Source organism: Secundilactobacillus muriivasis (assembly GCF_054785195.1).
The window spans coordinates 1-12,542 of the sequence record NZ_BAABMI010000011.1; the positions used below are offsets into that span (position 1 = coordinate 1).

Below are 12,542 nucleotides of genomic sequence, written 5' to 3' on the forward strand. Positions count from 1 at the left end.
GAATTGCGCAATGTGAGATTCCGGTCAGCGACTAGGTGGAAGCTGTGTCGCGATAATTGGTGGTTGTTGACGAACTTTCGACAACCGCCAATTATCGGGGACAAATTGAAGACTCGCACGTTTTTTGGCGAGGCTTCAATTTGAGGACTGAGACCGCCCTTTGGCTCAGGCCGGCCCCACAGCTGGAACCTAGTCGTTGACCGGAATCGTTAGTTCACACAAATCACATTTCACAAACTCACATCAATGATGCTTACGCTGGACACAAGCGACAGCATCAAGCGCTCATATAACGATAGCGATCGATTCGTTTGCTTCTCAGCAAGAAGCCATTAATGCCATCTTCGAGATAGAACTTCAAAAACTCATATTCCTGTTTAAACGACACTTCGGGATCCTGATACAGCCACTTCTTCAACGAGGTAAACAGCGTCTCGCCCAGCACTTCGCGTAAGAAGTCGCAGTAGTCCGTGTTGAGACTGATTTTTTCGTACTCGCCTAAGCTCGTGAAGATTTCACCGACCATCTTCTTGATGTGTTCGCCGATGACTTCTTCAGGAGCGTTTTGTTCGTCCAACTGCAACACGTGTTGGTAGAAAGTGCGGTTCTCATTAAAGTAGGTCATCATCGCCAGTAGGGTCTGTGGCCAAAGCCGGTAATTGCCGCAATAGCGCACCGCGTCGTTGACTTCCGTTTGGTAAATGTCAGCCAACACATCGTATTTATCCCGGAAATGGTCGTAAAATGACTGCCGTCTGATTCCCGCTTCCGCCATGATCGTGGTCACGGTGATCTTATCAAATGGCATGGTGATCACTAACTGCTTGGTTGCCGCGATAATTGACTCCTTCGTTTTACTCATCCATCAAGATCCTTTCGTTCGTTCTTCGTGCTTACTAGTCGTTAGTGGTAGCTTAGCACAAATCATTTTGAAATGAAATTAACGACATTTATCGATTTTCGTTAGCTTCAAATTGGGAGCGAATTCGTTTACCCCATCAACATTTTTTACAAAATGACCAAATCTGGGTAAGTTATGCATTGCAGTTCGCCCAAATTTTCAGTAGAATATTACTATTCTATAAGGGGGAATATTCACTTGCTTAATAACGTCGAACTGATCATTAATCCCGTTGCGGGGAACGGGAAAACGGCACGGCTCCAAGATCAATTGATCGAACAGCTCCAGCCAAACTGTCTTACCTTACATACGCAACACACCCAGTATCCGGGTCATGCGCAAGAACTCGCCAGTCAATTGACTGACGCTGCCGATACCATCGTGGTCGTGTTCGGCGGTGATGGCACCCTCCACGAAGTTGTGAACGGCTTACACCAAGCGCACCTTGAACTGCCAGTCGGTTACATTCCAACTGGGACTGGCAATGACTTTGCGCGGGCGCACGGTATTTCACAAAGGCCATTAATCGCACTTAATCAACTGCTAACGGCTCAGACAACTGCCACCGCAATTGGCCTTGTCAGTGACCCTAAATTAGGTGAAATTGTGTTTATCAATAATCTGGGTATCGGCATTGATGCCAATATCGTGTACCAAACCAACCATTCGAAAATCAAAGGGCTCCTAAATAAGCTGAAGCTTGGCAATATGTCATACGCGGCTAATCTGTTAAAGGCCATCCGTCACCAGCAACCATTCCAGCTGACTTGGCAGGCCCGCAAAGATCACCAACTAGACCACGCTTACTTATGTGTCTTCACCAACCACCCCTACTTCGGTGGTGGCGTCCAGTTGTTGTCTGACCGTCAAAATGCGCAAGCTGGCATCCACCTCGTCATGGTTGAAAAAACCACTTGGCGCAAATTGATTCCGGTCATCGGCTCCATTTATGCGGGACGATCGTTGAACCGCAACATTCATACGGCTGATCACAACACATTCCATTTACTCGTTAATTCACCGCAACACATTCAAATCGATGGCGAAGAGGCAATGGCACCCGTGAACGCAACAATCAAACAGATTAACCAGACCTTTTTATTGCCGGTCAGTTAATCCCGTATCAATCAAAAGCACGCTGATCACATAACTAAGTGGTCACCGTGCTTTTTAGTCCATTGCCCCCATCAACGCTTCCGTAGTACACTATTGGTAGTTACGACACGTTTATTATTGGAGGCCACATGGATAACCAAAAACCATCAAAATTTACTTACACCGTTTCACAGCACCACCACATGACGATTCCCTGGAAGTCATTTGCGCAAGATGAGGACCACCACGTTAAAGCCGCTCACGTCAAAGCACGGGCGTCAATCGTTGGCCGCATTGGCATTCAAATGCTGTCGTGTGGCACTGGGGCCTGGCGCGTTCGCGATGCCATGAACACCGTTGCCCGAGAACTCAACCTCACCTGTTCCGCTGATATTGGCTTAACCAGTATCAACTATACCTGTTTTGATGCCGGTCACAGTTACTCGCAGGTGCTCGCACTACCCAACACCGGCGTGAACACCGAAAAGCTGTACACGTTGGAACAGTTCGTTAAACGTTTCCACACCGATTATGCGGACCTGACCGTTCGTCAGATTCACCAAAAATTAGATGAAATTCAAAATCGTCCCGGTCACTACAGCCCTGCCATCCGCGGTTTAGCTGCTGCCCTTGCCTGCGCAGGCTTTATTTTTCTGCTTGGCGGCGGTTGGATTGAAATGCTGTGCACCTTCGTTGGCGCCGGGTTGGGTAACTGGACCCGTGGCGCAATTGGTAAACACCGCGTCACCACCATCGCAGGCTTGGCCGTTGGGGTTGCCGTTGCTGGCTTGGGCTACTTTTTAGCCTTTAAACTTCTACAGATTGGGTTCCACGTCCCCGGTCACCACGAAGCTGGCTACATCGGCGCCATGCTGTTTGTGATTCCCGGCTTTCCATTCATCACGAGTTTTTTGGACATCTCCAAACTCGATATGCGCTCCGGTTTAGAACGGCTAACTTACGCCTTGATGATCACCATTGTCGCAACGCTGGTCGGCTGGCTGGTGGCGCTCGGCGTGCATTTTCGACCCGAAGACTTTGCCACACTTGGCTTAAGTTCACTCACGCTATTATTACTACGCTTGCCGGCCAGTTTTGCGGGAGTCTACGGTTTCTCGATGATGTTTAACAGTTCCCAGAAAATGGCAATTACCGCCGGCGTAATTGGTGCGATTGCCAACACACTCCGACTTGAACTGACGCAGCTCACGTCCCTACCACCAGCTGCCGCAGCTTTCTGTGGTGCGCTGGTTGCTGGACTCCTCGCCTCAGCCATTAACCACTATAACGGCTATCCGAGAATCTCGCTAACGGTCCCATCCATCGTCATCATGGTGCCCGGACTGTACATCTACCGTGGCATCTACGCCATCGGCCTGAACAACATCGGCACGGGGGCCCTCTGGCTGACCCGCGCCAGTCTAATGATCATGTTCCTGCCGCTCGGCCTGTTTGTGGCCCGCTTCTTGATGGACAAGAAGTGGCGGCATTTCGATTAAACTACCTCTAAAGGAGCTTTCCTATGCCTGATTACCCCATCGTTGAGAACCAAACACTGGCCTTTGACGATCTCCAACCAGAACATACTTACCAAAACTGTACGATTACCTATGCCCACGAGGCCATCAAGTTAAGCGACCTGATCCTTGACCACTGTACTTTCCAGCAGGAGAATTTTTCCGCTGGCGAATGGTTAGACTGCACGATTCGTCACTGTCGTTTTCTGAACGCGGATTTTAGAAACAGCCAGTTCTATCGGTGTCACTTTGAAGCGGATCAGTTAGTTGGTAGCGACTTTGGCAACAGCCACCTCAAACAGGTGACGTTCCACGATGCTCAGGCTGACTACTGTAACTTTTCCGAAGCCAACTTAGATGACTGCCACTTTGAAACGACTCGGTTGCAGGAAAGTGTTTATCAAGCCACAACGATTAAACATGCGCTCAACTTTGACCGCTGCGACTTAACCGGCGCCGATTTTAGTGATACGGCGTTGAAAGCCGTTGATTTTCGGACCAGCATCATCGAAGATTTTCGGTTCTCACCGCGGTTAGTTCGTGGTTGCCGAATCGATCCGCTTCAGGCGGTGCCGTTCGCGTTGGCGCTGGGCGTTACGATTGAAGATTAAACTAACACAAAAAGCTCGCCGAATTCGAGATCACGAATTCGGCGAGCTTCTTTGTTGTAAGTAACAATGGCCAACCAACGGGGCACCGCCCATCAGTTGACCACTGTCAGTTGAGAAATCCACTTCTTGAGAAATTCACTTCATTAACATCTCACAACAGCTTTAACGGCGCCTACTCCTACGTGTTAACCATTAATTATTGTGCTGTGTAACCACCATCGACAACGAATTCAGAACCCGTTGCAAACTTCGATTCATTAGAAGCCAAGTAAACGCACATGTACGCAATGTCATCGGGCTCCCCAATGTGCCCCATTGGCGTCTTAGTCCGTTCTGACATGGCTGCTTCAGCCCCCGGCAAGTCATCGACTAGTGGCGTTTTGATGTACCCTGGGTGAACCGTGTTGACCCGGACACCGTAGTCCTTCAAAGCGCAATCCAAAGCAGCTGACTTCGACATGATCCGAACAGCACCCTTCGATGCGTTGTAAGCACCCAAGTTAGGATCACCGATGAAGCCTTCAATTGAAGACATGTTGATGATTGAAGCACCTAGGTTCTTATTCTTCATCCGTTGAATGGCCAAACGTGTGCCAAAGAATACGGCATCCAAGTTAATGGACAACAGTTTGTGCCATTCTTCCGTCGTCGTGTTTTCAATGCTCTTGTTGACAGCGATCCCGGCGTTATTAACTAACGTTGATACGGGACCAAAGGCCTTTTCGGTTTCGTCAAACAAATCGACCCAGCCAGCTTCATCCGAAGCATCATGCTTGAAGAACCGAATCTTATCCGGTCCACCAATGCTAGCAGCAGCCTTTTCACCAACGTCGGCGTGGCGGCCAGTAATAACCACTTTTGCCCCTTCGTCAACGAAACGCTTAGCAATGCCTAAGCCAATTCCTAACGTACCACCTGTAACGATTGCAACCTTACCTTTTAAACGATCTGTCAAACCGAACACCTCCAGCGAAATTACATCGATTGATGTTGATTTAAGGATAGCACCATTTTGGTCAAAAAGATAGTGTTTTTCTTCACAAATAATCTTTTTTTGAAAGTATTTCGTTTCTATTACTCAATAATTAGAATAATGTAATGTACGCTGTTAACGTGTATTTACCAATGTATTATTTACTTATTATTGATAATAAAAACGATTTCAGTTCATTTAACTCGATATTTTTTAACGTGACAATAATCACATTCAAGCGTTTTTTCACTAAATGTAATTTGAAAATCGTTGACTAAAAAGAACCTAGTCGATGGTGGTTGACTAGGTTCTTTTTTTAATTTAGTTGGTTACTTTCAATCGTGTTAGTTTGCGGTTGGTAGTTTTCAACTGCTTTGTTCCACCTCTCTTGAGAACTCTAAATCATGGCCGATACTGCTTAACCGTTCTTCTGTCCTCGAGCCTAAACGGGCCCCGCAAAGCAGAGACCTGCACCTAAGCTACACCAACCACAAACCCCAAAAACCGGGGTTTCTGGTTGGTGTAGCTTAGGCTCCGGTCTCTAACCGCTTTGCTCCGCCCTCTCTTCTCAACAACTCATTCTTCACCAACCGATAAATCGTTGCAGCAACTGGGACGCCCAGCAACATGCCCACAATGCCGCCTAGACCGCTACCAATCGTAATGGCTGCTAAGACCAAGATGCCTGGCAGGCCAATTGACGTGCCGACCACTCGTGGGTAGATTAAATTACCTTCAACTTGTTGGAGAATCAAGATGTACACAATGAAGAACACCGCTTTAATTGGTGAGGTGACTGCAATCAGCACGAAGCCAACGATTCCACCAATCCAAGCACCAATCATTGGGATCAATGCGGTGACCCCCATTAACGCCCCAACGGAGACGGCGTCTGGGAAGCGGAATAACAGCATGCCCAACATACATAACGTCCCAAGAATGAAGCCTTCCAACACTTGGCCGGCAATGAAGCTTGAGAAGACCTGGTTCGTTTCACGTAACACGTAATGCGTTTTCGTCACAAATTTTTCCGGTAAGAACGCCAACATCAAGCGGTCCAGCGTCCGGCCAATTTTTTCCTTACCCATGATGAGATAAATTGAAAAGATGAAGGCCAAAATGAAATTCATCAAGCCCTTCGTCAAGCCGCTGAAAATCGATACCGTGGACGAGAACACCCCACTGGCGCCCACCTGCAGGTATTTCATCACCTTCGACTGAATCGAGGTCCAGTCGAATTGACTGCTGGCTAACTTTTTCGTGATGGCCGTACTCTGGTCAAACTTCGTCAGCCACTGGTTCACATCGTTGATCGTACTTGGCAATGCCTTGAAGAATCCACTGATGGCGTCCACGAACTGTGGAATCACCAACCGCAATACCCCACTAATGATCAATAGAATAAGAATGATTGATACCACCAACACGATTGGTCGGCGAAGTCCCGCCAACCACTTTTGCTTCGTGTGTGGCCAAAACCATTTTTCAAGTTGCCGGCACAGCAAGTTCACGCAGTACGCCATCGCTGCCCCCAAAATCAATGGCATCACAACGTTGAACAAGTTGCCAATCGAGCCAAAGACCTGTTTTGGATAGATCACACAAACCAAAAAGATGGCTAAGACAACACTGTATTTCACAATCTGTCGCTTCGATATGCTCATTTTATTTCCCCCTACGTCAAATTTATTAGTCTTAGTGTACCCTACTCATTCCGAATAACAAAGTGCTGATTTTAGTCCGTGGCTGGTTCCTTGATACCCGACCAAAGTAAGTCGTAGAACGTTTCAAACGAATAATCAGATGGCTGGTATAAACCACGCTTCAGATTCAACGTATGGGTATGGATCATCGAAAAGACCAGTGACATGTGGACGTTGATCGGCACATTGCGAATGACGCCCGCATCGACTGCTTCTTGCATCAACGTTTCAACAATGTTTTGCGTCCCCTGAACCGTTGCTAACAACGGGTTACCGTCATCCTGACCCATCAAAAATTTAATCTGCTGAATCAACGTCAGACTGTCTGGATGGTCAACGGCGTAGTCAAAAATCCCTCGCATGTAGAGCCGCAATCGCACGGGTAACGCAATCGTCTTGTCCGTCAGTTGATTCAAATCACCAGCCGCCTGAATCCGAGCTTGCTCGCGCTGGTAAACACTCAGTAGTAAGTCATCCTTATTTTTAAAGTAGAGGTACACGTTGGATTGAGAAATGCCAACCCGCTTCGCCACCTTCACCGTTGAAACGGCCGCCGCCCCCTCTTTGAGAATGATTGCCGCAGTTGCGTCTTGGATGCGTGCTTCTTTCGTTAAATCCTTTTTTCGCATGTTATTAACCCACATTTCCTTAAAATCATTTCGCCATAAATCCGGTCGTTAGTTCGTTTCTCCCAGTTTACGCAATTTTTTTCGGAAGTACAAGCTTGACAAAGATAGTTCTATCTTTTATGATGGTGATATTCTAAAAAGATAAACCTATTTTTTAAAAAACCAAAGGAGTTCCTTAAAATGAAAATTACCCTACTCGGTTCCCTCGGCAACGTTAACCGCATCGTCGTCCCAAAGCTCGTCCAAGCCGGCCACGATGTCACCGTCATCACGACTAACGCCCAACGAGTTGCTGAAATTGAAGCGTTAGGCGCCCACGCCGCAGTCGGTACCATGACCGATGCCGCGTTCTTAACTGAACAATTTACCGGTCGTGACGTTGTTTACTTAATGATTTCTGGCACTGCTCCAGACCTATTCGCTGCTGCTCAGCAACAAGCTGAGGTTTTCAAGTCAGCAATTCAAAACGCCGGTGTTAAAAAAGTGGTTAACCTCAGCAGCATTGCCGCTCAAGATGAACCCGCTGGTACGCTGTACGCCTACCACTTCATCGAAGACGCCCTTTCAAGTTTGACTGATATCGACCTAGCTATCGTCCGGCCGACTGGGTTCTACAATAACCTCTATGCTAATTTACCAAGCATCAAAAAGGATCACGCCATCTACAGCAACGTTCCAGCTAATATTGAACGAAAATACGTCTCACCAGTTGACATCGCTGCAGCCGTCTTTGGCGTTTTGGCCAATATTCCAGCTGGCAAGACCATCCGTTACGTTGTTAGCGACACGTTTACGGGTGATGAAATGATTGCGGCTTTCCGCGAGGCTTTGGCGTTGCCAGACCTCAAGTTGGTCGAGATCACTGATGACCAATTCGCAGCCTCTCTGCGTGCTAACGGCGTGCCGGACAGTATCGTTGACCCTTACGTTAAGAGCACCCAATATCAACGTCATCCGGAGCAGCTCTACGCCGATCTCAAGCAACACCCCGTATTTGACGGTCAGGTTAAGTTAACCGATTTTGCAAAGCAGTTTGCGGCAGCCTATCGCGCTGGGGACGATGCGCCAAAGTCACAAACGGTGGTTAGCAAATAGCGCCAACTCACCAGCTTAGGACCATTATAAAAGCGGTATGACCTCCACATCGGAGTTCATACCGCTTTTTCAATTCTACCGCGTTAACTTTTTGGCTGCCCCTTCAACGTGATCATCATAGTGGGCAACCTTTTCCGAGATGCGATCATAAGTCTCTTGAACCTCATCCAAGTGCCGCTTAATGACTTCAAGCTGTTCGGTCAAGAGATCCTTGCGCGCTTGATGCGTCCGTTCTCCACCGGGATAGAGGGTAATGTATTCAATCAAATACTCAATTGAAACGCCAGCACCCCGCATGCATTTAGCAAACGAAACCCAACCTAGATCTTCTTCATCGTAATCGCGATAACCAGCTGAATCCCGATGAACCGCTGGGATAGCACCGACCCGTTCCCAATAACGGAGGGTGTCGGCGGGAATGTCGTACTGTTCGGAAACGGCTTTGATTTTCATTGTTGTCACCTGACCTTATTGCTATTATTGAAGCTATTCTAAACCTTTGAGCTGGGTCTAAGGCAACTCATTTTTCGGCAATCGGTTCAAATAAATTTAAAAACGCCGTCAGCTGCGGCGTTACCGTCTGATCACGTCGCGTCAATAAATGTGCGTGAACGTGGTTATCAATGTCCGTTGGCACTTCAAACAACTCGCCGGCAGTTAATTCCTGCTGAACCATTTTCCGTGGCAGATAACTAAACCCGATGCCATTAACGACTGTTGCTTTGATGGCCGCAATACTTGGTAGCATTATCGTTCGAAACTTACGCTGATGTTGTTGCCACAGTGCGGTTTCAAACTGATTGCGGTAACTGCAGTCCGGTTCGTTGATCACAAACGTTGCCGTTCGATCTGCCAGCAGTGCCTCGTAGGTCTGGTTGGATTGACTTGTCACCAAGACGATCTCTTGTAGCCCAAGGTCGTGATCGATTAAACGAGCGTCCGGTTGACTCGGCCACATCATAAAGGCTACATCAACATCGTGTCGCAGCAATGCCGCCTCATTGTGCAGGCAGGTGGCATTTTGCAACTGTAGCTCGACCAGTGGCCATTGTTGCTGAAAGTGCTGAAGTTTAGCAGCCAGTAGCGAAATGGTCAGCGACTCTGGTGCTGCAATTCGCAAGCGCCCCATCTCCTGCGTTCGGGTCGCCCAGTGGGCCACGTCATCGAAGCTGGTGAGCGTTTTTTCCACCAGTGGCAATAGGCGTTGACCCGCTTCGGTCACCTGAACCCGTCGCCGTTGATAGGTCAATAATTTCGCCCCCAGTTCCGCTTCCAATCGCTGAATCTGCATCGATACCGTTGATTGGGTATACCCTAATTGATCAGCCGCTTTCGAAAAACTCCGGGTGGCCACGATTGTCTTAAAGGTGAGTAGTTCCCGAAATTCCACCTCTTTATCCCTCCTATCAAAATAATTGATAATAACTATTATAACTATCAATTTTTCAACTAACTGGTTTCAGCGTACACTAAAGCTATGCTAAACACAACGGAGGCTTCACGATGCAAATTCAATCCTATCAACCTAATCCACAACACCTCGCCGAAATCGTCGACGTGATCAACTACTGTCAAAATCTCGAAGCGCATCTTAATATCAAGATGGCTGAACAAGCGGACATCTTCGATATTCAAAACTACTACCAAGCTCGTGGTGGCGACTTTTGGCTGGCACTAGATGCTGACCACGTGGTGGGAACGATCGCATTACTGCCAGTTGATGCCCACACTGCGGTTTTGAAGAAGTTTTTTACGTATCCCAAATACCGAGGTGAACCGGTTCATCTAGGGCAACAGCTCTATCAACAATTTTTGACGTTTGCGAAAGCGCATAGGTTTAGTCGAATCGTGCTTGATACGCCAGAAGGTGAACATCGGTCGCACCGGTTTTATGAACGGCAGGGATTTCGGCAAATCACGGCTGAGCAGTTAGGGGTGAGTTATGCTTATCCGGATCGGGAGTCGCGGTTGTATGAGTTAGTGTTAGATTAGCGTTTAAAAATGAGCTATTTTATACGTCTACTCTTTTGATTCGTGTGAAAAAATGCAGGACCCGGCCTTATAAGTGAAAGTGATTACGATTGAGCACTAATTCCTCACTATTATTTCAGAGTGGTAGTTGGCGACGCGCTTTGCTATGACGTTTGTTTCGGCTTGGTTTGAGCTGAAGTTCTTGGGGTTCTTTTTAAATTTTGAAATTTAGTAGTTTAACCACCTTCTGGCCACCACGCCGAAACGTGTGAAAAAATGCAGGACCCGGCCATATAAGCAAAGACGACCAGTAATCCCCAAAAACCGGGGATTACTGGTCGTCTTTGCTTATATTCTGGGTCCTAAACGCATTTTTTCACACTCTAAAACTTAATCTCATCCACATACTCTAAATGCCGATAATAATCCAACTCCACAAAATCAGTCGGTCGCACATCGCCTGGTTGCTTATCGAAGTAAGTGGCATCCGCTTTTTGCAGCATCTTATACACAAACTGCGAACAAAACATAATGTTTCGCCGCAATGACCGCTTCGTGACTAGGCCAAGAATGTTATAGGCACTGCCCGTATCATTGATTTGCTTCACGGTATCGATCACCCGTTGCTTCTGCTCAACCGTTACTGGTAAGCGATACACCAGCACCGAAGCATCCGCCTTTTTATGGAAAGCCGCGACCATTTCCGGGTTCAGGCCCGGTGGATAAACCCGTTCACCACCGTTATAGCTGATAATCGTGGTTAAGTCGCGATCAAAACTTAACGATGCGTGGTTGAATTGTTTTTGGGTGAACAGCGCAATCAGCTCACTAGCCGCACTCCCGGTATTTGAAATCACGATATACAGCGCTGGATCAGCTAATGAGGCTTTCACACGCTCAAAGTACTCCTCATTCAACGACCCATCGTTGACGTAATGGACCGAACTATGCCGGTGCAGGTCACCAAAGATATCTTGGACGTTATCAGCCGAAAACACCGATTTGACCTTATCTGCCCCCTGCATCGCTTGGCGAATCTTAGTTTTATTTTTCTCAAATTCCGCAAAGCTGATGGTTGCCAATTCACTCAACGATGGTAAATAAAACGCGTCGGTCTTATTTCGAATCACCAACCGCTCCAGCAACAACGGCAACGGCAAAATGGCCGCCGCAATCACCCGCATCACGATGTGGCCCCAGCCCGGAATAAACACCCCGTTAACGTCAAACACGATTTGAAGCACCATCGCAAACCCATATGTAACCCCTAAAAGTACCTTTTGTCGCACCGTATACTGCGGATTCAGCGCACCCCTTACGATCAGATACGCCGCAATGCCCACGGTCACGATCACAAAAATAGGTAAGTTTCCAAATAACGCCATCACGATTAACATGCCAAGTTCAATTTGGCCAAGTAATCGCTGATAGCTCACTATATCGCCCATGAAACGTTCCTTTCTAATTCTTCCTTATAAAAATCATCCAAAGATTAAGACTAGCATATCCACATAGGCGATACTAGACCTTTCCGGAATTTTATCTAATTTGAAATTTGAGTTGTTTTTCTAATCATCTTTACACAGCCTATACCAATTCAACATTTTCTCGTCACACTTACCTGTTAAACTAGTGCTACTAATAGTTAGAGGAGGTTCATTTCGATGCCAACCCAATCCATTACCTTCAACTCACAAACGTTCCTCTACGATTCGCGAATGACCGCCTACCAATCTGTTGACGGCACCCAGCTCATGTTTACCTCAACAACCGCGCCGGATAACGTTGTGGAAATCAACCTCACTGTGACCCTTGACGATCAACAACAGCCTCAACTTCATCCCGGTTACGAGGTTAGCTTTACCCTTAATCGAGATGACAGTATTACCGTTTGGCTCAATTCCGAGTTGAGTTAATTTTTTTCAACAGCGTAAACGCCCGTCTTAATCGTCTTTTCAACCTGCTTTCATCATTTTTGCCCAAAAGGGAAGCCAAACAATGTCCTTTCGACCGATGTTGCCCAATCGCATTCCCGTTATGATAGACC

Annotated in this window: 13 protein-coding genes; 6 read left to right on the plus strand and 7 right to left on the minus strand. The window is 47.3% G+C overall.

Translation table 11 applies throughout. From position 1 onward, the window contains the following. Nucleotides 1-277 precede the first annotated feature (277 nt). Nucleotides 278-862: a TetR/AcrR family transcriptional regulator C-terminal domain-containing protein gene (locus tag ACYVR3_RS02860; RefSeq protein WP_461243035.1), complete on the minus strand. Its 585-nt coding sequence runs from the start codon at nucleotides 860-862 to the stop codon at nucleotides 278-280. A gap of 237 nt (nucleotides 863-1,099) precedes the next feature. Between ACYVR3_RS02860 and ACYVR3_RS02865 the strand changes: the two genes are divergently transcribed. From ACYVR3_RS02865 to ACYVR3_RS02875, 3 genes are all read left to right on the plus strand, one after another. Next, nucleotides 1,100-2,017 carry a diacylglycerol/lipid kinase family protein gene (locus tag ACYVR3_RS02865; RefSeq protein ID WP_461243036.1) on the plus strand — a complete coding sequence of 306 codons (918 nt, stop codon included), beginning with the start codon at nucleotides 1,100-1,102 and terminating at the stop codon, nucleotides 2,015-2,017. A 128-nt stretch (nucleotides 2,018-2,145) separates the two neighbouring features. Then, nucleotides 2,146-3,495, plus strand: coding sequence for a threonine/serine exporter family protein (locus ACYVR3_RS02870; RefSeq protein ID WP_461243037.1), 1,350 nt, complete (start codon nucleotides 2,146-2,148; stop codon nucleotides 3,493-3,495). Nucleotides 3,496-3,518: 23 nt separating this feature from the next. Continuing rightward, the gene (locus tag ACYVR3_RS02875; RefSeq protein ID WP_461243038.1) at nucleotides 3,519-4,124 is read left to right on the plus strand and encodes a pentapeptide repeat-containing protein; all 606 of its coding nucleotides are present in this window, start codon (nucleotides 3,519-3,521) and stop codon (nucleotides 4,122-4,124) included. 196 nt (nucleotides 4,125-4,320) lie between these two features. Here ACYVR3_RS02875 and ACYVR3_RS02880 read toward each other — a convergent pair whose 3' ends face one another. The 3 genes from ACYVR3_RS02880 to ACYVR3_RS02890 all read right to left on the minus strand — a co-directional run bounded on the left by ACYVR3_RS02880 (nucleotide 4,321) and on the right by ACYVR3_RS02890 (nucleotide 7,429). Continuing rightward, a complete protein-coding gene (locus ACYVR3_RS02880) occupies nucleotides 4,321-5,079 on the minus strand; it encodes an NADP-dependent (R)-specific alcohol dehydrogenase (RefSeq protein WP_057151972.1) in 759 nt (252 codons plus the stop codon). Between the two features lie 545 nt (nucleotides 5,080-5,624). Continuing rightward, a complete protein-coding gene (locus ACYVR3_RS02885; protein ID WP_461243039.1) occupies nucleotides 5,625-6,761 on the minus strand; it encodes an AI-2E family transporter in 1,137 nt (378 codons plus the stop codon). Between the two features lie 71 nt (nucleotides 6,762-6,832). Continuing rightward, a complete protein-coding gene (locus ACYVR3_RS02890; protein ID WP_461243040.1) occupies nucleotides 6,833-7,429 on the minus strand; it encodes a TetR/AcrR family transcriptional regulator in 597 nt (198 codons plus the stop codon). Between the two features lie 180 nt (nucleotides 7,430-7,609). Between ACYVR3_RS02890 and ACYVR3_RS02895 the strand changes: the two genes are divergently transcribed. Then, the gene (locus ACYVR3_RS02895) at nucleotides 7,610-8,524 is read left to right on the plus strand and encodes an SDR family oxidoreductase (protein WP_461243041.1); all 915 of its coding nucleotides are present in this window, start codon (nucleotides 7,610-7,612) and stop codon (nucleotides 8,522-8,524) included. Nucleotides 8,525-8,599: 75 nt separating this feature from the next. Here ACYVR3_RS02895 and ACYVR3_RS02900 read toward each other — a convergent pair whose 3' ends face one another. Together ACYVR3_RS02900 and ACYVR3_RS02905 are read right to left on the minus strand one after the other, a co-directional pair. Continuing rightward, nucleotides 8,600-8,977 (minus strand): MerR family transcriptional regulator, encoded by a 378-nt coding sequence (locus ACYVR3_RS02900; protein ID WP_054733144.1) that lies wholly within the window; start codon nucleotides 8,975-8,977, stop codon nucleotides 8,600-8,602. A 67-nt stretch (nucleotides 8,978-9,044) separates the two neighbouring features. Beyond that, a complete protein-coding gene (locus tag ACYVR3_RS02905; protein WP_461243042.1) occupies nucleotides 9,045-9,914 on the minus strand; it encodes a LysR family transcriptional regulator in 870 nt (289 codons plus the stop codon). 113 nt (nucleotides 9,915-10,027) lie between these two features. Here ACYVR3_RS02905 and ACYVR3_RS02910 point away from each other — a divergent pair, with 113 nt between their 5' ends. Beyond that, entirely contained in the window at nucleotides 10,028-10,516 is a 489-nt protein-coding gene (locus tag ACYVR3_RS02910) for a GNAT family N-acetyltransferase (RefSeq protein ID WP_461243043.1), read from the plus strand. Between the two features lie 362 nt (nucleotides 10,517-10,878). Here ACYVR3_RS02910 and ACYVR3_RS02915 read toward each other — a convergent pair whose 3' ends face one another. Continuing rightward, complete coding sequence (locus ACYVR3_RS02915) at nucleotides 10,879-11,943, minus strand: hypothetical protein (protein WP_461243044.1); 1,065 nt, start codon at nucleotides 11,941-11,943, stop codon at nucleotides 10,879-10,881. 216 nt (nucleotides 11,944-12,159) lie between these two features. Between ACYVR3_RS02915 and ACYVR3_RS02920 the strand changes: the two genes are divergently transcribed. Further along, on the plus strand, nucleotides 12,160-12,411 hold the full coding sequence (locus tag ACYVR3_RS02920; RefSeq protein ID WP_461243045.1) for a hypothetical protein: 252 nt from the start codon (nucleotides 12,160-12,162) through the stop codon (nucleotides 12,409-12,411). Nucleotides 12,412-12,542 lie beyond the last annotated feature (131 nt).